Source organism: Nostoc sp. MS1, assembly GCF_019976755.1.
In the GTDB taxonomy this organism is placed as follows: Bacteria; Cyanobacteriota; Cyanobacteriia; order Cyanobacteriales; family Nostocaceae; genus Trichormus.
In genome coordinates this window covers 3,183,088-3,203,805 of sequence record NZ_AP023441.1, presented here as the reverse complement: position 1 = coordinate 3,203,805, position 20,718 = coordinate 3,183,088, and the positions used below count along the sequence as shown (strand labels likewise).

Annotated in this window: 19 protein-coding genes and 2 tRNA genes; 9 read left to right on the top strand and 12 right to left on the bottom strand. The window is 39.4% G+C overall.

Annotated elements, in window-relative coordinates; all coding sequences use genetic code 11:
* Position 1: 1 nt before the first annotated feature.
* The 3 genes from NSMS1_RS13875 (at position 2) to NSMS1_RS13865 (ending at position 3,847) form a co-directional block, all read left to right on the top strand.
* Entirely contained in the window at positions 2-952 is a 951-nt protein-coding gene (locus NSMS1_RS13875; RefSeq protein ID WP_224094243.1) for an N-acetylglucosamine kinase, read from the top strand.
* Positions 953-1,043: 91 nt separating this feature from the next.
* Positions 1,044-2,657, top strand: coding sequence for an McrB family protein (locus tag NSMS1_RS13870; protein WP_224094241.1), 1,614 nt, complete (start codon positions 1,044-1,046; stop codon positions 2,655-2,657).
* 5 nt (positions 2,658-2,662) lie between these two features.
* The gene (locus NSMS1_RS13865) at positions 2,663-3,847 is read left to right on the top strand and encodes an McrC family protein (protein WP_224094232.1); all 1,185 of its coding nucleotides are present in this window, start codon (positions 2,663-2,665) and stop codon (positions 3,845-3,847) included.
* A gap of 576 nt (positions 3,848-4,423) precedes the next feature.
* Here NSMS1_RS13865 and NSMS1_RS13860 read toward each other — a convergent pair.
* The 10 genes from NSMS1_RS13860 to NSMS1_RS13815 all read right to left on the bottom strand — a co-directional run bounded on the left by NSMS1_RS13860 (position 4,424) and on the right by NSMS1_RS13815 (position 13,753).
* Positions 4,424-5,926 (bottom strand): IS5 family transposase, encoded by a 1,503-nt coding sequence (locus tag NSMS1_RS13860; protein ID WP_224085439.1) that lies wholly within the window; start codon positions 5,924-5,926, stop codon positions 4,424-4,426.
* Between the two features lie 247 nt (positions 5,927-6,173).
* A tRNA-Ser gene (locus NSMS1_RS13855) sits at positions 6,174-6,260 on the bottom strand.
* A gap of 663 nt (positions 6,261-6,923) precedes the next feature.
* The gene (gene proB, locus NSMS1_RS13850) at positions 6,924-8,033 is read right to left on the bottom strand and encodes a glutamate 5-kinase (RefSeq protein ID WP_224094230.1); all 1,110 of its coding nucleotides are present in this window, start codon (positions 8,031-8,033) and stop codon (positions 6,924-6,926) included.
* Positions 8,034-8,294: 261 nt separating this feature from the next.
* A complete protein-coding gene (locus NSMS1_RS13845; protein WP_224094228.1) occupies positions 8,295-8,834 on the bottom strand; it encodes a YqeG family HAD IIIA-type phosphatase in 540 nt (179 codons plus the stop codon).
* Positions 8,835-9,153: 319 nt separating this feature from the next.
* Positions 9,154-9,729 carry a DUF3727 domain-containing protein gene (locus NSMS1_RS13840; protein ID WP_224094227.1) on the bottom strand — a complete coding sequence of 192 codons (576 nt, stop codon included), beginning with the start codon at positions 9,727-9,729 and terminating at the stop codon, positions 9,154-9,156.
* A 138-nt stretch (positions 9,730-9,867) separates the two neighbouring features.
* Positions 9,868-10,326: a Holliday junction resolvase RuvX gene (gene ruvX / locus NSMS1_RS13835; RefSeq protein ID WP_224094218.1), complete on the bottom strand. Its 459-nt coding sequence runs from the start codon at positions 10,324-10,326 to the stop codon at positions 9,868-9,870.
* A gap of 71 nt (positions 10,327-10,397) precedes the next feature.
* Positions 10,398-11,642, bottom strand: coding sequence for an N-acetyltransferase family protein (locus NSMS1_RS13830; RefSeq protein ID WP_411908680.1), 1,245 nt, complete (start codon positions 11,640-11,642; stop codon positions 10,398-10,400).
* Between the two features lie 206 nt (positions 11,643-11,848).
* A complete protein-coding gene (locus NSMS1_RS13825) occupies positions 11,849-12,049 on the bottom strand; it encodes a hypothetical protein (RefSeq protein ID WP_224095230.1) in 201 nt (66 codons plus the stop codon).
* A gap of 179 nt (positions 12,050-12,228) precedes the next feature.
* Positions 12,229-13,464 carry a precorrin-6y C5,15-methyltransferase (decarboxylating) subunit CbiE gene (gene cbiE / locus NSMS1_RS13820; protein ID WP_224094194.1) on the bottom strand — a complete coding sequence of 412 codons (1,236 nt, stop codon included), beginning with the start codon at positions 13,462-13,464 and terminating at the stop codon, positions 12,229-12,231.
* A 217-nt stretch (positions 13,465-13,681) separates the two neighbouring features.
* Positions 13,682-13,753: transfer RNA gene (locus NSMS1_RS13815), tRNA-Lys, on the bottom strand.
* 153 nt (positions 13,754-13,906) lie between these two features.
* Between NSMS1_RS13815 and NSMS1_RS13810 the strand changes: the two genes are divergently transcribed.
* From NSMS1_RS13810 to NSMS1_RS13800, 3 genes are all read left to right on the top strand, one after another.
* Positions 13,907-14,404 carry a cupin domain-containing protein gene (locus NSMS1_RS13810; RefSeq protein WP_224094186.1) on the top strand — a complete coding sequence of 166 codons (498 nt, stop codon included), beginning with the start codon at positions 13,907-13,909 and terminating at the stop codon, positions 14,402-14,404.
* 83 nt (positions 14,405-14,487) lie between these two features.
* On the top strand, positions 14,488-16,092 hold the full coding sequence (murJ, locus tag NSMS1_RS13805) for a murein biosynthesis integral membrane protein MurJ (protein ID WP_224094184.1): 1,605 nt from the start codon (positions 14,488-14,490) through the stop codon (positions 16,090-16,092).
* 621 nt (positions 16,093-16,713) lie between these two features.
* Complete coding sequence (locus NSMS1_RS13800; RefSeq protein ID WP_224094182.1) at positions 16,714-17,463, top strand: choice-of-anchor E domain-containing protein; 750 nt, start codon at positions 16,714-16,716, stop codon at positions 17,461-17,463.
* Between the two features lie 148 nt (positions 17,464-17,611).
* On the opposite strand, the gene NSMS1_RS13795 is transcribed toward NSMS1_RS13800, so the two are convergent.
* On the bottom strand, positions 17,612-17,845 hold the full coding sequence (locus NSMS1_RS13795; protein WP_224094173.1) for a hypothetical protein: 234 nt from the start codon (positions 17,843-17,845) through the stop codon (positions 17,612-17,614).
* Positions 17,846-18,383: 538 nt separating this feature from the next.
* On the opposite strand from NSMS1_RS13795, the gene tatC reads away from it, so the two are divergent.
* Together tatC and NSMS1_RS13785 are read left to right on the top strand one after the other, a co-directional pair.
* Positions 18,384-19,181, top strand: coding sequence for a twin-arginine translocase subunit TatC (gene tatC, locus NSMS1_RS13790; protein ID WP_224094171.1), 798 nt, complete (start codon positions 18,384-18,386; stop codon positions 19,179-19,181).
* Positions 19,182-19,189: 8 nt separating this feature from the next.
* Positions 19,190-19,522 carry a tRNA-binding protein gene (locus NSMS1_RS13785; RefSeq protein ID WP_224094169.1) on the top strand — a complete coding sequence of 111 codons (333 nt, stop codon included), beginning with the start codon at positions 19,190-19,192 and terminating at the stop codon, positions 19,520-19,522.
* 52 nt (positions 19,523-19,574) lie between these two features.
* Here the strand turns inward: NSMS1_RS13785 and NSMS1_RS13780 are convergent, their stop codons facing one another.
* Positions 19,575-19,883: a DUF3067 family protein gene (locus NSMS1_RS13780; RefSeq protein ID WP_224094167.1), complete on the bottom strand. Its 309-nt coding sequence runs from the start codon at positions 19,881-19,883 to the stop codon at positions 19,575-19,577.
* A 232-nt stretch (positions 19,884-20,115) separates the two neighbouring features.
* Between NSMS1_RS13780 and petC the strand changes: the two genes are divergently transcribed.
* A complete protein-coding gene (gene petC, locus NSMS1_RS13775) occupies positions 20,116-20,655 on the top strand; it encodes a cytochrome b6-f complex iron-sulfur subunit (protein ID WP_224094165.1) in 540 nt (179 codons plus the stop codon).
* The last annotated feature ends 63 nt before the right edge of the window (positions 20,656-20,718 follow it).

Sequence of the window (20,718 nt, the reverse complement as noted above, 5' to 3'; positions counted from 1 at the left end):
TATGAGTTACGTATTAGGGATAGATGGCGGCGGTAGCAAAACTGTGTGTATTTTAATGGATGATGAACACGAAGTTATTGGTCGTGGTCAAGCAGGTGCAGCTAATTATCAAAGTATAGGCACAGAAGCCGCATTTATGTCTATTCAATCAGCAATTTATGAGGCAATTAAATTAAGCAAGCCTATCAAAATTGATGCAATATGTTTGGGATTAGCTGGTGTAGGTCGTGCTAAAGATATAGACATAGTTAAAGGTTTAGTAAGTGGGTTAATAGATACCCAAACTTTACCTATTACTTGGAATTTACAACCATCTAATATTGTTATTTGTAACGATGCTTTAATTGCTTTAGTTGGTGGTATTGGTCATTCTGTGGGAATTGTTGCAGCCGTCGGTACTGGTTCTATAATATTTGGACAAAATCAGCAGGGAGAAACTAAGCGAGTTGGTGGTTGGGGATATATTTTAGGTGATGAAGGAAGCGCTTATAAAATTGCTGTGGCGGGAATGCAGGCTGCACTAAAATCTTATGATGGTCGTGAAAAATCTACCAGTCTCATCGAAGCTTTTCAGCAACATCTGAATTTAAAAAATATAGAAGACTTAATCGAGATTATTTATCGTCGGGGATGGGGAGTTAAACAAATAGCTGCTTTAGCACCGATAGTTGATTTAGCCGCCGCTTATGGCGATGAAGTAGCCAATCATATAATTGATGATGCTGTTAGGGAATTAGTGAAAGCTACAGCTACAGTTATTGAGGACATTTTTAGTCCTGACTCCGCTTTAGAGATAGTGACAACGGGTAGTGTATGGCAGGGTAGATGTAATATACATGAGAGATTTACATCTGCTATGGTAGATAAGTTTCCGCAGGTAAAGGTAATTTTTCCTCGTCATGAACCTGCATATGGCGCTGGGTTATTGGCTTTGCAGAGTTTGACAAGATAAATTAGTAATTGTTGTACTTCTAAAGAAAAAATTATTAAAAATCTGAATATGCCAATATTGCAATATAGATAATATTTAAATTACTTGTTATATGAATGATACAAAAATATTAAGCTGGGGTGATGTAACTTACACTGTGAGAATCGCACTGTCTGGATTGAAGCATGAGTGGGAAGCTTTAGATTGGATGTGGCAAGCATGGGAAATAATAATCAATGCTGGACTTGCAACCTACTCAAGCAGATTAGAACTTTGCGAAGTAGTATTACGATTTTTTGCACTTTTTAGTTTTTTATTTGAAGTTTCTGAAGATTGGGAGGATTCTTACTGCTATAATTGCGGTCTTTCTTTAGTAGATTTAACAGAAATTATTAATATAGATAGCTCTAGTTATTATCACATTATTGAATACTTCAATCCCTATCCAGAATTATTTGAGCCTATTTTTAGTGACAGAAATAAACAGATTAGTCGATACAGACAAATAAATTCAAATTTTTTAAATATAGTAGATAAATATCGACAAGAAATAGAATTACTAATATACGAAGAAATTGATGATCCAATATATTTTTTTACATATTTATCGAAAGAGACAGAAATATTGAAAGATGAATATCAATCTTCAGAAGATGGTATGGTGTTAAATAATAATTATTTAAAACAGGAAATAGATGATATTTTAGAGTTAAAAAATATAGAATTTTTAACAGAACTTTATTTAAATATGGAGAATGAAAATTCTTATGATATCTATGATTGTAATAGTGTTATAATTCATGAAAAAATATTAATCAATACTGCAACATTAGAAGAAATTGAGTTAGTTATGGATGCTGCGGAAAAGCTAGTACGTTTTTTTTCATATCCTAAGCATAACACTAGATATCCTATTAGTAAACTAAGTACTGAAACTACTTTAAACGAAACAATAATAAAATCGTGGATAAATACAATTCATCGTAAAGGTCAAGTAATTTTATACGGTTCACCTGGAACAGGGAAAACCTATATAGCTGAAAAGCTTGCTAAACACTTAATTGGTGGTGGTGATGGCTTTTCTGAATTGGTGCAATTTCACCCAGCATATTCTTACGAAGACTTTATTCAAGGTATTCGTCCTCAAAGCCAAGACGGTAGGCTGACATATCCACTAGTTCCAGGTAGATTTTTAGAATTTTGCAAAAAAGCTGAGTCTCGCCTAGACATCTGTGTTCTTATCATTGATGAAATAAATCGTGCTAATCTTGCACAGGTGTTTGGTGAATTGATGTACTTACTTGAGTACCGAGATAGAGAAATTCCCTTAGCTGCTGGTAACACCTTCCGCATCCCGAAAAATGTCCGCATTATTGGTACGATGAATACAGCAGATAGGTCTATTGCTCAAATAGATCATGCACTACGTCGTCGCTTCGCGTTTATAGAACTTCGTCCAAACTATGATGTACTTCGACAATATCACCTAAAAACAGGTTACGCAGTAGAAGATTTAATAAAAATTTTACAGCAATTAAATCTGGCGATCGCAGATAAAAACTACGAAATCGGTATTTCTTTTTTTATAACGGATAATCTGCGTGATGACATCCAAGATATCTGGCAAATGGAAATCGAACCTTATCTAGAAGAATACTTTTTTAATCAGCTAGATAAGGTAGATGAATTTCGCTGGGACAAAATTTCTCAACGTTTACATATATAAATCAAGTGAGCTTAAAAATTATTGAAATTGCCGAATATGAAACTAAATACTTTGAGCGTGATGATATACCTGATGAGGACGGAATCCAACTGTATGAGAAATATAAAACACAAGTAGATGTAGATTTTCCTAATTATAAAACTCGTAATAAATGGTATTTAAAAGCCAAAGGATGGGTAGGTTACATCCCTATAAGCTCAGATATAGTTATAAAAATAAATCCCAAGGTTTCTATTACAAACCTTTTCGCAATGCTGGAGTATGCTTATAATTTAAAGAGTTTTCGTTTTCTTGACGGGCAAATAAATTGTGAATCTTTAGAAGGATTTTATAATAATCTTGCTTACATATTAGCTCAGAAAGTTTTAGAACGATGCCGTAAAGGATTATATCGCACTTACTTACCTAAAACTGAGAAGCTTACCTATGTGCGAGGCAAGCTAAATATGCAGCAAATAATTCAAAAATCTTGGGAAGTAAAACTTAAATGTCACTATGAAGAACACACTGCTGATGTCGCGGAAAATCAAATCCTTGCCTGGACATTACATATTATTGGATATAGTGGTTTGTGTTCTGAAAAAGTATCAGCAATAGTCCGAAAAGCTTATCATGCTCTACAAGGGTTAGTAACTCTACAAACTTATACCGCAGAAGATTGTATTCAACGCCAATACAATCGCCTTAACGAAGATTATCAAATCCTCCATGCTCTGTGTCGATTTTTCTTAGAAAATACTACACCCAGCCATGAGACAGGTAATAAAACAACTTTACCCTTCCTAGTCAATATGGATCGTCTGTATGAACTGTTTGTAGCAGAATGGCTTAAGTTTCACCTAAAATCTAATTTCAATCTCAAGTTTCAAGAAAGAATCAATATAGGAAAAAATATTTATTTTAAGACAGATTTAATTCTATATGATACTGCGACTTTTACACCTAAATATATTATAGATACAAAGTATAAAGCCCCGGATAGTCCATCATCTCAAGATATAGCTCAAGTAGTCGCTTACGCTGTTTCTAAAAATTGCCAAGAAGTAACTTTAGTTTACCCAACAGCCTTAGCTCATCCCTTAAATGCTTTTGTTGGTAATATCCGAGTACGCAGCTTGACCTTTGCACTTAACGATAATCTTGATGTTGCAGGTCAAACCTTTTTAGACCAACTCCTGTATAGCGTCTAATTTTAACCTTGCTCAATCAGAATATGAAATGCAAAAACTACCTTTCTGTTTCTTTGTAACTTTGCGCCTAACGCAAGCGGAACGCCTGACGGCGAATGCGGCTATGCGTGAGATAAATTCATATTTTTAATTACCAACGCGAAAATTTTAATGAAAACTCACTCAATCGGGTGAGGTCTTCCATCTCAATCATATATTACACTAATACTACAAAACCAATTAAGAGAGGCGAAAAATGAACCACCTGGACTTCTTAAGCCGGACTTGACGAACCCGGCAAATGGCATTCATGCTATTTTCCATTATCCTAATTTGATAACGTAACAGAATCAAAACTTGATTACGTAACATCCAGGGTGGTTATTCAGGGAGTATCTTAGTATCTTTGTACTGTCCAAATTTATTGGATAACTTATTGGATAATTTCAGGTAACACTAAAGGATAAGAACATATGCCCTTAACCTCAGTTCTCATGGTTAGGGTCACAGAGGAGAGAGGAGAGTTAAGGGTATAGATAATTAATTAGGGCTTGCTGAAAAAGTCATTTCAAAGGAAGAGAAAAATTGATTAAGTAGTCAGTCCAGAAAAAAGATAAGTTTTTGTTGTTTAAGGTTTAATGAAATATCAGTTTCGATAATAGAAGAAGTAAAAAAAGACTCAGTTTTGAAAAATAGGCAAAAAAATACACAAAAAAGCCGTAATAGCAGAGTAGAAAGATTCATAACTAAAAAAGTTATGGCAATAGCGGTGAAAGAAGTATGAGGAAGTTTAGCCATAACTCTACCAAGGCTAAATCTTCGTTTACCTTGTCCAAACTTGCCCTCAATACAATTACGAATCCTTTCGTCATAAGCGGCTTGTTTCTTCTTTTCAGGGCTGACATTTTGGGGGGGTCTACCTAGTGGTGGGCCACTAATTCTAATTCCCCTTTCTTGACACCAAGCTCGATTCTCCCTCGTCCGATAAATCTTATCAACATGAACTGATTCAGGATAATATCCGGTGTAGTTTTTGTATGCTTCTACTTGTGATTTTAAGTCTCCTGATTCGTTAAAGTTGTCCCAACTAATATGGTCTAAAAATACATAGCCATCATAGTAACTAGCTGAAAACTTAGCCCCAAACTCTACTGTTCTCCCGGCTTTACCTCGGATAATCGGACGAATGTGTGGTTGGTTTAAACTGACAATGCGGTCTTGTATACTAATTTTTTGATTTTCATATAACCATAACTGTTGACGATAAACTTCTGCTACTACTAGCAACATCTTATATTGACTGTTGCTCAGTTTTAATAGTGACGCACCTAAATTTATTAGCTGCTGAATATGAGTTAAATTTCTGTTGATATATTGCAGTTGCTTTCTGATAGCTTTCCTTCTTTCTTTAACTGTTGGTTTTCTTTTCTTGGCTACTGCTAAATAATCCTTTCTTGCTTTGTTTCTGTAGGTTCTTGGTTTGTTGATATTTCTTACTAATAAGGACTTATATAATGTATCTATGATTGTTTCTGTTTGCTTTCTGGCTTGATTTAATAATCCTAAATCTGTCGGATAACTTATGTCTGCTGGCGCACAACTAGCATCTAATATTAATTTTCCTCTATTGGCTGGCTTACTTTTTGAATCCTCGACCTCTGGCTTTTTTGCTCTTACTTCTACCTCCTGTTTATTTTCTAACATCTTCCTGACTATTTCTTGATTGATTTTATTGACTAATTCTATATCTATCCTTTCTCTAAAATGAACTAGCATTGACGGGTCAAATGCAGATTCATTACTATATGCTGACATTCCTATAAAGTATTGCAGATACGGGTTCTCCCGAATTTGTTCTACTGTCTCTCTGTCACTTATTCCTAATTTTTCTTTAATTATTAATGCTCCCAACGCCATTCTAAATGTTTTGGCTGGCGCTCCCATTCTTGCTGAAAATATTTCTGCGTACTCTGCTTCAAATTTTGACCAAGGTATCATGTTCGCCATGATTACCCATCGGTTATCTGACGCTAGTTTTCCCCCAAAGGGTAGTTCAAAGTTTTCTGCTGCTTTTTCTTGCTTTTGCGCTCTTCGATACATTTTAACGCAACTTGCTACAAGGATTTTTACTTATCTTACCCTTTTTCTTTTCACCTTATTTTTCTTTCCTGACCCTGAAACTCTTCATTCTGCTATCTTTCGCCCTTATTCAGCCAGCCCTAATTAGTTTGAATTATAGATTGATAATGGTTTTATAAGTTCAACCAATTCAACCATTTCTTCAACCAATTCAACTAATTCAACCAATCACTGATTAATTTAAAAGGCTTGCTATGTAAGGAAAAAACGGAGAGGGGGGGATTTGAACCCCCGAAGGACTTGCATCCTTAACGCATTTCGAGTGCGTCACCATCAACCACTCGGACACCTCTCCAGATATTGATTCACAAGGTTTTGTGAATGTGAAAACTATTAAAGCATAGTTTTATTTGGATATTATAACATCTGTGTCAAGCGATCGCCTGAGTATTAATTTGCTGTTGCCCTTTAATCTCCCCAGCGCTATGGCTATAAGTTTGCTAATTCTCAGACTGTTCTTTTAATAAGCGTTCCCCCTTATCTTGGACTATCTTGGTTAGGTAACAGGACTATATCGCCACTAACTTTATATTTCTGTTATGTACTTTCTCAGTATCCTAGTTAGTTCTTCCTTATCTATAGCGGTTCTCAGTTGGGTGCAATATAGTAACAACAGTGAGTAAACATAAAGAGTATATTTGGAGCAAAGAATGTCTGAATGCGATCGCATTCCTAATTTATGTGGTAGTTAAATCATTCTGAAGTTATGCACCAAGGTTGTCTGTTCCATCTGGATGTAGGGGCGTGTTCGCTCTACTAAGATACACACAAATTTCATCAGATTGTAATATTGATGCCAAACGCCTATGTAATATTAAATTCAGGCTAAAAGATAAGCTCTGTATAAAGGTAGGGTTTCCTGCCTTTTATTTAAAAGATTCAGTCTATATTGTTTTTTATTGTTGATCATTGCGGCTAAAGTACTATTAACCCCGTTAGATACCGGGGTTTTTCTTTTTTAAGTCAGCACTAAGTTATCCCGATGAATGACGGTTTCTGCACCTACATAACCTAGTATTGCCGGAATATCTTTAGAATGACGACCGCAAATTTTTTCTAGCTCACTGCTACCATAGTTTACTAAACCTCTAGCAATTTCATTACCTTGAGTATCTAATAACTGCACCGCATCTTGCGTATCAAAATCGCCTTCAACAGTTTTGATTCCTGCTGCTAATAAAGATTTACCTGCTTGGACGATTGCCGCGATCGCTCCTGAATCTAAGTATAATTTACCAGCAGGTACTAAACCATAAGCAATCCACCGTTTACGGGCAGAAGTTGGTTCTGGTTGGGGTTGAAAATGAGTTCCTATCAGTTCCCCTTGTAAGATTTTCTCAATATTGCGGGGAAATCTCCCTTGAGTAATGACAGTACGCACCCCAGCCGCGATCGCTATTCTGGCGGCGGAAATTTTTGTCATCATCCCGCCAGTACCCCAACCAGAACCTTGCGTTCCTGTTTGCACCTGTAAGTCTGCTAATTCTTTGATGCTAGTTACTAATGATATCGGTCGAGCATCGGGAACAGAGCGGGGGTCGGCGGAATATAATCTGTCTACATCGGTGAGTAAAAATAGCCAGTCAGCCTCGACAAGACTAGCAACCAATGCAGAGAGGGTATCATTATCACCAAATTTCAGTTCGTCTACGGCGACTGTATCATTCTCATTAACTACAGGAATTACTCCCAACGCTAGTAGTTCTTGAAAGGTGTTATACACATTCAAATAACGGCTGCGTTGTACCAAATCACTCCGGGTTAACAATACTTGGGCGATTGGTTGTTGTAAGGTGGTAAATAAATCGTCATATACGCGCATTAAACGGCCTTGACCAACTGCGGCTACCGCTTGTTTAAGAGCGATCGCTTTGGGACGTTCTGTTAAACCCAAACGCGCACAACCCACACCCACAGCACCAGAAGAAACTAAAATCACGCGATTACCTTGCTGTCTTAAATAAGAAAGCGTCTCTGCTAAAGTAGCAATGGTAGAAAGCGCCAATTGTCCTGTTTCCGGTTGCGTCAGGCTAGAAGTACCAATTTTGACGACGATTGTTTTGGTCATTAGTCTGTTGTCAATGGTCAATAGTCAATAGTCAATAGTCAGCAGTTTTTAGCTTGGACTATGGACTATTGACTAATTAATAAATTGTAAAGCGCCAGAGCTTCTATAGGTGAAGGCTGGCGCTTTACTGGTTTATATGTATTTATTATTGCTAGGGTCTTTTTTTGTTGACCCCATATTATCAACAATAATGTTCTCCGAATTTTGGCTGTTCATGGTCTTTTTTAATTATTTCTTTAGATTTTATTTGTTTAAGAATTATTACTTGTTGTAACTCTTTGTGTGTTCAGGGTTAATTGTGGCTCCTAAAATCTCCGAAAACCAAACCTCAAAATTGCGGATGGGATGGGAACGCAAAGCTGCATCAGGATGGACGATTGGCTCTACCAAAATGGTAAACATACCTAAACGATTACCTGCTAAGACATCGGTAAATAAGCGATCGCCTACCATACCCACTTGCTCAACTGGTAAATTCATTGCTTGTAGGGCGGCTCTAATTTTCCGCCGTGAGGGTTTAGCTGCACCCAAGTAGTAAGGTATGTTTAAGGAACGAGCAATACCACCAATACGCGGTTCACTTAAGTTATTGCTTACCAACCACAGCGCCGTATGGCTGCGAATCTGCTCTACCCATTCTTTCAGTTCTGGTGAAGCGTCTCCTACTGTAATGGGTACTAAAGTTTCATCCACATCCAACACCAAACCTTTGAGGTTGTAATGTTGAATAATATCTGGTGTGAGGTTTAATACTGAACCCGCCAAGATTAAATCAGGCTGTAAGAACTTATTCCAAGTCATAGAATTTTGGATCGAGAACTATTTTTAATAGTGAATTTTTATGATACTCAATTCTTGCGTTTAACTTCAAATAGTGAAAGCAAGGCTACATGTAGAGAATTTAAAATGCCAAAACCTACGAATTTTGAGATTTTGGCATTTTGTTAAATGTATATTGATTACCGTCGTAACTTAACCACAAAGTTAGCTAACCAATAGTTAATAGAACGGCTTGATCCTTGGCATCAAATTGACTATGGTGCAACTAACTATAATTTAAAATCCTCAAATCAAAAATTAAAACTTGATATTTTTAATTTTTTATTGAAAACTTTTGATGTTATTCAACTTCATTAAAAAGTTGTTCTTCTAATAGGGGTTGCACTTTGCGAAACTCTTCTGGAGAGAGGAGAACCGGTTCGCCAGTCTTTGTTATTTTGGCGAAAAATAACAGTGGATCAAGAGGTGTATAAATTGCATACTCCTGGTCATCGTGATAGAAGTTAGCAAGTAACTGGAGTTGCTCTGGTTCTAAATCAGCCGCATCGTCTTCAATTTCGAGAGTAAATAGCTCTGATTCTTCCACCGGAGGCAAATCACCTGCTACTGTCAAAGCATAGGCGGTTTGTTTGAGTACCAAGTTTTGCTCTGCTAGGACAGCTTGAGCCGTGGCAAAAATGTCGTCAATAACAGCATCATCAAATTCTACAAGGATTGCTTCTTCGTCTTCGTCGTCACCTTCCCAAGCGAAAATTTCTATGGGTGAATCGACAGGAAGCAGTAAAACGTATTCTTGGTCATCCACTGTGAGCGAATGTTCTACATAGCATTCCAGCGATCGCCCTTTTTCATCCGTCAAGGTGATGGAACCCGTTGGAGCATGGTCGTTATCTTCAGAAAATGGGGAGGAAAACATAGCCAAGGTATGAGACTTTATAAGTACCAGCAGATGTTAAATAGCCACACTCTTGAATGACAAATGTGTCAAGCAAATAGCTTTAGACTTAGATACAACTGCTATGTAACAGATTTCAGAATATCATGTTCAAAGGTATCAATACTCTACTGCTACCGCCGAACTCTGAGCATTAGTTCGCCTAGTATCCAACCACTGCTGCAAAATCAATGCGGCGGCTTTGCGATCAATTAAGCCTTTATTGCGTGATGGCGAACGATTTTCAGCTATGAGCATTTGTTCTGCTTGAAAAGATGTCAGCCGTTCATCAACATATTCCACGGGTAGCTGTAAAGCCTTAGCCAGCCTTGTCGCAAACTTTTGGACTTGACGAGCCTGAAACCCGATAGAACCGTCCATTGAATATGGTAAACCCACAACCAGAACTTCTACCTGGCGCTCATTTACTATATCTTGTATCTGCTGAACATCCCGCTCAAAAGATGTGCGCTCAACGGTGGTAATTCCTGTAGCGATCAACCCAGTGCGATCGCACCCAGCTACACCAACCCGCTTACGTCCCACATCTAATCCCAAAGCTGAAATATATTTAGTCATTAGTCATTAGTCATTAGTCATTAGTCCATAGTCAGTTATCAGGTTATTTCCACACTGTTCACTGTCAACTGTCAACTGTCCCTAGTCTCATCCACTGGCTCTTGCTGAGTGATGGCTTCTTTTACACCAAAAGCCATAGGCTCTGATTGGTTGGGTACAGGAATATCTGGGGATGATTGTTGTCTGGGGTTTACCCATGACATCCCCCCTGGTATGGGTTTACGTACTGGCTGTAGTCCTTGTAGAACATCAGTCCATTGAATACCCTCTAAGGAGACAAATTTCGACTCCCGCAGTTTGTGCCAAACTGAGCGGGACATAATTAGTGTGTGTTCTATGCGCTTTGCACCAATACGCTCTAAATATTCTTCTCGCTCTGGTTGGTAGTCAGAGGAGGCTAGTTGTAAACCTTGTTGGGGGAAATCTTGAGCAATGCGTGCTAACTGAGAAAGTAATTCTGGATATAGCCAAGTGTAGGCAGGATGAACTGTCAAAGTGGCAACGTGGGGAGTTTCACCTTTGCGGTCTAACTGTACTTGAAAATAACCGATCGCCGCTTTGCGTTGTGGTTCAAATACGTAACCACTGACTACTTCTATTTTCGTTATCCATTGTTTGATGGCATCTCTGATTGCGCCAAACAAACTGGTTTTAAAATCGCGGGTGTTGCGATCAAATACTTGGCGTACCAACGGCGGCATTGATGCTGTATCTAATTGATACAACAACTGTGCATCAGCATTACTTACTGGCAGGAGATTAGGCAAATCTGGCTCTGCTTGCGCTAATTCTCTTAATAATTCGGGGTCAATTTCCCAGTAGGTCATTTCTGCCAAACGCTGAAACCCATTTTGCCGATAAAGTGCCAAGGCTTCCATATCGTTGACATTAACTTCTAATAACCAAGTCCGGGCTTCTACAATCGCTTCAAAACAATGACGTAGCAGTTGTGAGCCGATACCTTGCTTATCAACAGACCGATCCAACACTACCCGATCAACTCGCCAAGTACTGCGTGTCCGGTTGAACGGCGAAACTTGAATCATTCCTAAAAACATCCGCTCCTGTTCGGCTACGTAAGCACAGAAACGATACTGTAGCGGGTTAGGAAACCAACTCAAAACTTTGAGTAACCCATACCAGCGACGCAGCCATTGCATTTGATTGGCAATAGAACTAGCTCCTTGCGGGGTGTGGGCGGCAAATGATTCTTGAGATATCCGCTCGATTCCGTCCAGATCCCGGTAATGGACTGGCCGGATGACAACGCTGAGATTGCGAGGAAGTAGTGAAGTCATTTTGTTTTGGGCTGTCATTTAGCCTTAACGGATTGAACGGAAGAGCTTCTGGAACAATTTTAACGGTTTTATGCGCTTTACTCTTGCACCCAGAGAGTGATTTTTATAACTAAAGGCTGGAAAATTAGAAAAAGCAGACTTGTAGGTAACACTTTCAAGGTGAAACCGACAACATCCGCTTTCATTTTATTTGCTTTTTCGTTAAATATCTATTTTTATCTATATTATAAACCTTGCCGAGAAACCTGCTTTTCAAAATTGGCTTGGGTTTGATGCAGCAATTGTTGTCTACTGTCTTGTATGGTTTGTTGTAAGGTCGGAACCAGATTCCTTGCTTGTAAAGTCATGTGTAGCTGGAGGTGGGCAACATATTCACTAATGTCTTCTTTTGGTAGAACTGTGCCGTTTAGTAAGTTTGATTCGATTGCCACCGTATTCTCCTTATCCTCTAGACAATTGCTTTACATTATCAAAACTTATCATGTTGTTTCACTCTGCTTGTTACTTCGCAATGAAGTTTAACGGTTTGTAATTGAGGAGAAGGGAGTAGGGAGTGGGGAGTGGGGAGTAGGGAAGCAGAGGAGCAGGGGAGAAGAACTATGGACTATGGACTGTTGACTGTTGACTGTTGACTCTTCGTTACTACCCATTGAGTTACGGGAGCCATTGCACGCCAGCCTAAGAATTTGCCAATTGGTTCTGCTCGTTGAATGGCAATACGGGTAAAATTGCCCCCTACTTTTTCATACCATTGAAATAAGGTTTGTTCACCTTCTATTGTGACGACATTAGCAACTAGTCTGCCACCAGGGCGTAATGCTTGCCAACAAATATCAAATAAGCCGTCTGCTGTAACTCCACCACCGATAAAGATGGCATCGGGTGTAGGTAAATCTTGTAAGGCTGAAGGTGCTTTTCCTGAGATGATTTTGAGGTTGGGTGTGCCTAATGCGGCGGCGTTATCTGCAATGTATTGAAGTCTAGTGGCGTTTTGTTCGATGGCGATCGCACTACATCGGGGATGAGTCCGCATCCATTCTATGGATATGGAACCACAACCCGCGCCTACATCCCAAAGTAATTCTCCGGGGGTGGGTGCTAATGTTGATAGGGTAAAGGCTCTAACTTCCCGTTTGGTAAGTTGTCCATCGTGTTGATAAACGTTATCTGGTAATCCTGGTATCCTGGGTAATGGTGTAACGTCAGCATCAGCAATACAATGAATGGCGATCGCATTCAAGTCTGCAATTTCTGTTTCCTGCCAAGATGCGGCTGTACTTGTTAATATCCTTTCATGAATGCCACCCATTCGTTCCAACACGGTGATCTGGCTATTACCAAAACCACGCTGTGTAAGAATTTCCGCGACAATACCGGGTGTATTTTTACCCTCACTCAAAATCAATAACCGCCCACCAGGATATATATAAGATTGCACTAAAGCCGAGGGACGACCGCATAAACTTAGGGTTTCTACCTCAGTTAAAGACCATCCTAATCTGGCGCAGGCGAGGCTAAAAGATGAAGGTGCAGGGATAATGGTAATTTCGGATATGGGTATGCGTCGCGTCAGGGTAACACCAATGCCGTAACATAAAGGATCACCACTTGCTAACACACATACAGATTGACCTCGACGATTGATAATTTCTTCTACTGAGTTACTGATAGGAGAAGCCCAGAGGATTTTTTCTCGCTGATCGTTTGGGGGTAACATTGATAGATGGCGATCGCCGCCGACAATGATATCAGCTTGAGCCAGTAGAGATTGTGCGATCACACTTAAACCTGGTAATCCATCTTCACCAATACCAATAATTGATAGCCACTTTTGTGCCATAGACCATAGATAGGATATATCTAATTAACATATTAGGTATATTTCACCCTAATCTATCCTTGACCAAGCTCAAAGTGAGTAGTTTGCTCGCTCTAGCTTTTGACTCAATTTGTGGATAAAACCTATTTCTGCCCTAAAAACTGCGCTATTGAGGAGAGATAATTGCTCAGTTTAGGCAAAATTTTGTCAATGTTTTGAATGCCAAGCCTGAAATTAGTGGGTGACGAGGGATTTGAACCCGCAACCAATAGATTAAGAGTCTACTGCTCTACCGTTGAGCTAGTCACCCGCACTAACTATGATATTAGCAAAATTCCCAAGTGCTGCCAAGATTTCGCAAACTAAGGAAAATATACTTTTAAGTATTTCTCTCATAAATATGGAAAAAATCCCTGATAAATAATGGGTAATCAACTTACTTGTATTCAAAAGGTTTGTAGAAATGACAGGCATAGTAATTCAACCAGGTAATGGTGAGACATACTTGGTACTTGGGGATTTATACACGATTCTGGCTACAGGGGAAAAGACAAACGGTGCGTATGGGTTAATTGAAGTACTAATGCAGCCTCAAGGCTTTATACCCCCTCACCTTCATGATGAAATGGACGAAGTACATTACGTTCTGGATGGGGAAGTTGAGTACCAAATTGATGAAAAGACTATATTTGCTACCCCAGGAACTTTTATTCATATCTCCAGAGGTCAATTCCATAGTTTTAAAAATATTGGTTTAAAGCCTGCTAAATTTCTTGCTTGGATAACCCCATCTGGCGGTGAACGGTTTTTTATAGAAGCAGGACAACTAGTACACCCAAGCAGCGACAAAGAAAAACTTAGTCTATTGGGTAAAATAGGCCCTGACGAGCTAGAAAAAGCGATCGCCCTAGCTGTAACCAAGTATGAGGTAAGATTTCCACCTACTGCCAATGCTGGTTAGAAAAAATTTACCTGACAGATCGCCAGATTTCGAGTTAATGTTTTCAGGTGTATGCACTCTGCAAGAGTTGTCGGGAAATATTCGTGACTAATCAAGAGCAAAAAACCTCTCGTTCCTTCGCTGGGATTGCTGGCATTGTTGCCGCAGCCACTTTAATTAGTAAAATTTTCGGTTTGGTAAGGCAGCAAGCGATCGCAGCTGCTTTCGGTGTGGGTGCGGCTGCTACTGCCTACAGCTATGCCTACATCATCCCTGGTTTTCTATTGGTACTACTGGGCGGGGTTAATGGGCCGTTACATAGTGCAGTGGTGAGCGTTTTAGCCAAGCGCAAGCAAGAAGAAGCCGCACCCCTAGTAGAAACTGTGACTACCTTGGTGGGGGGAATATTGCTGTTAGTAACGGTAGCCCAGATTTTCTTGGCAGATAATATTGTAGATATTGTTGGTCATGGTTTGCAGGAGAAGACGCGAGCGATCGCCATTCAACAAATTCAAATTATGGCCCCGATGGCTTTATTCTCTGGCTTAATCGGCATCGGTTTCGGTACACTTAACGCCGCTAATCAATATTGGCTACTCTCCATCAGCCCCCTATTATCCAGCGTGACAGTTGTTATCGGTATAGGTGTCATGGCTATGCAATTAGGCAAAGATATCGTCAAGCCAGAATATGCTTTTATCGGTGGTATGGTGTTGGCTTGGGGAACCTTGGGTGGGGCAATTCTCCAATGGTTAGTGCAGTTAATTGTGCAATGGCGCTTAGGACTTGGTACATTACGGTTGAGATTTGACTTTCAATCTCCTGGAGTTCAGGAAGTCATTAGAGTGATGACACCAGCCACGATTTCTTCTGGGATGATGCCGATTAACGTTGCTACAGACTTATACTTTGCCAGTCCAATTCCTGGTGCTGCGGCTGGTTTTAACTACGCCAATCTCCTTGTACAAACACCTTTAGGAATTATTTCTAATATTATATTGTTGCCTTTATTACCCATCTTCGCCAAACTAGCGGAACCAGAAAACTGGCCAGATTTAAAATTACGCATTCGTCAAGGATTATTACTTACGGCTGTAACGATGCTTCCCTTGGGGGCATTGTTAGTAACTTTATCAGTGCCGATTGTTCAGGTGGTTTATGAACGTGGTGCATTTAAACAAGATGCTACACAGTTAGTTTCATCCCTGCTGGTTTCTTACGGTATTGGCATGTTTGCTTATTTAGGGCGGGATGTCTTAGTAAGAGTATTTTACGCTTTAGGAGATGGGCAGACACCTTTCCGCATTAGCATTTTTAACATCCTCCTCAATGCTTTATTAGATTGGTTTTTCGTGAAACCGTTTGGCGCTCCTGGTTTGGTGTTAGCTACAGTGAGTGTCAATTGTAGCTCGATGCTCATGCTCTTATTTATACTTGACCGCCGCCTCAACGGGATACCTTGGCGGGAGTGGGGCGTACCAATCCTTGGTTTAATTGCTGGTAGTGTGGTATCAGGTATTGCTAGTTTTGCTACCTTGGTAGTTTCTCAGCAATTGTTAGGTAAAGAAGGTTTATTAATTCTAATTTTACAATTGTGTATATCTGGCTTCGTGGGAATTGCGGTGTTTGCTGCGATCGCCTCACTCATGAAAATACCAGAAGTTAATACTTTTGTCGTGCGGATGCGTCAGCGCTTTCTGAAAAGATAAACTTCCTAATCGTAATTTTGGACAAGTGGGATTTTGGCCAGTCTCATCTTTTTTGATTGAGATTGCAATTAAACTCTATTTCATCCTCACCAGTGGTTAGAGTACTCTACCGACAATCGAGTAACTGCCGTGGACTTTATATTCCCTCATAACCCCCCTTTTTTAGCGGTTTATGAGGGAGCAGAACATTGTAGATAATGCTTGAATGCAAGGATTAGTAAGATTTTACTTCCTGCTCCTGCTATAACCCATAAGTTGGGCAAGAGTGCAATTTTAACTATTTTTATACCTAATATCATCTCACAAAAATGCTGCTTCAAGCTTGCTAATACGCAGTTTATTTGAAGTTATTACAACCTAGTAATGAAGTTTTGATAGAGGAATTACTTAGGTACTTGCTTTTTTATCTTTAAAGTAATTTAATAGTCTTGTTTTCACTACGTGAAAATACTACTTTTTACGCAGAAAGACTAACACTTAACTTCGTAGCTGGAATTATACCTCCGTATTTACTTCATCCCTTAACAATCATCTGATAACGAAGGTAAATGGCAGGAAATAACTATCAATTCCTCATCTCCCTGCTGATTAATTTCTGGTACGTAACAAAAAACTAAACTCATGACAATGCTGACAAAATCCCTATCTCGTGTTCTAAAAGTTGCTGGAGTAACAGCTATGGTTCCGCTAGCCACATTGGTACTAGCACCGAAGGCTCATGCTTCAACACTCTTGTCTACTACACCTGAAGTCATCTTTTCAGACTTTACTGATCTTGATGGTACAGATAAGCTCACGTTCAACAAGTACGATTCTGAAAAAGAGGAAACAATAATAGACAAGATAGTTTTGAGTCTAAAAGCTGAACTCACGACTGAGGGAACAGTGACTAACAAAACTAGAAGTTCTCGGTCAGTTACTGTGAAGAGTGAGTTAAAACAGTTCGACATTCAGACAGATATAGGATTAGATCCTTTTGCTGTCTTCTCTACTCCTCAGTTCCTCATCAATAAGTCTTACTCCGTAGGAGCCAATAAAACTATCGACATAGACACTTTTACCACATCTACAACCATTACTAAGGAGTTTACTAGTATCGCCGAAATTTCTAAATTCTTAGGAAAAACGGGAACTTATAGTTTCCTTCCCTTTACTAATATTGAAACAAATGTCAGTGCTAATGGTGGTAACGTTTCATCTGACATTAGTACATTGGCAAAAATTACTGCTCAAGTACAATACTATGGTGAAAAGAAAGTAAGTGTTCGCCGAAGAGTTCCAGAAGCTTCTACTACTTTTGGCATCTTAGCACTAGCTGGTGTTATGTTAGTTTCTCAAACATCGAAACCACAGAAAAAGTTAGCAGTTTAATATTATTCTGTTTTTAATAGCGTCTAGTTATTCACTAGACGTTTATTTGTTTATATAAAGCCCAATTACTTTAATTATTCAGCAGACTTCATAAAATTCGCGCATGAATTATATACTTTCAATAGCTACCTTTAGATACAAATTTACATTAATCTTTACATTTACGCTGACGCAAGCATTCACCTGTCTGTTCATCCCTGGCCGACATTTGCCACGGCATTATCTCTGATTGAACATTTTGACTATTAGCAACGAAAGCAGTTGTACTCAAAAATGGATTGATAACGCTTTCTACCTCACGGCTCATTACAGCATTTATTTCGGCATTGTAAAAGTAAATAGGTAATGCCAAAAAACTAATCCAAATTCTCCTTTTCATCATAACCTCAGCAAACAACTTATGTTCGCCAATGGTGAGCGAACTGATCACTTATTTTGTAGATGCAGCCTGATGAGAAGAAATTCTAAAAGTAATCGTTGTACTATTAATGAAATATCGATGTATGCAATGCTACTACTGGCAAAAATCTGTGCATCAATTTTTTCCTGCTGATACGCAAGCAGGGTATATCTAGCATAACGGGGCAAATATCTGTCCCAAGTGTAGAGTCAAACAATTTTAGATTTTGGATTGACTGCATCCACAAGGGGATGCAGCTTGGAGATTTTGGATTGACGATTCCGCGATTTTTTCCGCCCACCAGGGGCAGGGCTTGAACCAAAAATAATCCAAAATCCAAAATTTAAAATCTAAAATTAGTACGGTCAATAGTAGATTAATTCCCCTATACTTCTATATTCTGACATATTTATCAGTTGCTTACCCACAACGAGGATTTTTGTTTTGTATGGGTCAATCTTGTGGTGGTAGCTGCTTCCCCAGATACAATAGTTAGCAAATGTTGCCTACCACCCCAGCCATGACCCCTTCAAAAGAAGTAGATACAATTCAAACTCCTGAGATTGAGACAGAAGGATATGGCAACTCAGATATTGATTCCCTCGAAGATGAGTTGCCGGGTGAAGTCGAAATGTCTCTATTCGACCACCTAGAAGAGTTAAGACAGCGTATCTTTTATTCGTTAATTGCTGTTGCAGTGAGTGTTGTTGGTTGTTTCTTCGCCGTCAAGCGAATTGTGCAGCTTCTAGAAGTTCCCGCCCAAGGAGTTAAATTTCTTCAACTAGCGCCCGGAGAGTATTTCTTTGTCTCTGTCAAAGTAGCTGGCTACAGTGGGTTGTTGCTTTCTACCCCCTTTATCCTCTACCAAATTATTTTATTTGTTCTCCCCGGACTGACTCGCCGCGAACGTCGCTTGTTAGGGCCAGTGGTTTTAGGCTCAAGTGTTTTGTTCGTGGGTGGTTTAGTTTTCGCCTATTTATTACTCATTCCCGCCGCTTTGAATTTCTTCATTAGCTACGGTGCGGATGTAGTAGAACAACTCTGGTCTATTGATAAATATTTTGAGTTTGTATTGTTGCTTTTATTTAGCACTGGTTTAGCCTTTCAAGTGCCGATAATCCAGCTTTTACTGGCTAATTTAGGCATTGTTTCCTCAGAACGCATGGTTTCTGGTTGGCGATTTGTAATTATGGCTGCCGTGGTTTTGGGTGCTGTGCTTACGCCTTCCACTGACCCTTTAACACAAAGTCTTCTAGCTGGTGCGGTGCTGACTCTTTACTTTGGTGGTATTGCTTTAGTTAAGTTAACTGGTAAGTAACATAAACTATGCAAATCAGTTATGAAGACTTTGAAAAAGTCGAAATTCGGGTTGGCAAAATTACCAAAGCAGAAGTATTTACTAAAGCAAGAAAACCAGCCTACAAACTGTGGATAGATTTTGGTGATTTGGGTATGAAAAAATCTAGCGCCCAAATCACAAAACTTTATCAACCAGACGAGATTGTTAACAAATTAGTATTAGCCGTAACTAATTTTCCTCCACGCCAAATAGCTGATTTTATGTCTGAAGTTTTGGTGTTGGGTGTAGTTTTAGACGATGATGCAGTCGTGCTAATTCAACCGGATAGAAATGTACCTTTGGGTAAAAGAATTTTATAGGTTATACATTAAATTATAAAAATTTATTGTAGATAATGACTAGATAGAAAGTTTATAGAATCCATTCAGAAGAGCGTTCGCCCAAATCTAGAGGTATGCTAACAGCTTTACCAAGGCGAGGACGCTCTTTTGTTTGGGTGATATATGTTTTTACTTGTGCTGAACTACCCAAGGCAAGAAGGTAATTAGCAACACTATCGAGATGTTCTTGATATTCTGCCTCATTCATCGGAAATGAGGCTTGCTCTAAGTATTTCCACATAATCTGCAAAAATATTTTGCCTTGTGTGCGCCGAAACTGCACATCATAAGAATGTCCCCATTTATCCAGCAATAGTTGGTGTAATTCCTGTCCTGTCATAGTTTTCTCAGCCAGATTTTACATTTAGTTATGACGTTAAGTTCCGTAACTCAAGTATGATAAGGATATAAAGAAATGTAATGCTAACAGAAAAGATGCTAGATATATCTTGAAATCAAGATTAACAGCATTGGGACAAAGGTTAGCATTTCAACTCAGACAGGAGTGGCTCAAGTATTTTAGCGCTCTTGTCTAATGCTGCTTAACAAAATACACGAAGAGCGCGTAGATTATGGCTCAATTTTCTGAATCAGTGGACGTTCCCGATATGGGGAGACGTCAATTCATGAACCTGCTAACTTTTGGAACTGTTACTGGCGTGGCTTTGGGCGTATTGTACCCCGTGGTCAATTACTTCATTCCCCCAGCAACGGGTGGCGCTGGTGGCGGAACCACAGCAAAAGACGAGCTGGGCAACGATGTTAGCGTCAGCAAGTTTCTAGAAAGCCATAATGTAGGCGATCGCACTCTAGTTCAAGGACTCAAGGGCGACCCAACTTATATTGTGGTAGAAAGCAAAGAAGCGATTACCGATTACGGCATCAATGCCGTTTGCACCCACTTGGGCTGCGTCGTTCCCTGGAACGCGGCAGAAAACAAATTCAAATGCCCTTGCCACGGTTCCCAATACGATGCAACTGGTAAGGTAGTTCGTGGCCCAGCACCTAGATCCCTAGCTTTAAGCCACGCCAAAGCTGAAAACGACAAAATCGTTTTAACTACCTGGACAGAAACCGACTTCCGCACCAACGAAGAACCTTGGTGGGCTTAAATTTTAGTCAATAGTCCATAGTCCATAGTCCATAGTAAAAACTAAGGACTATTGACTAATGAC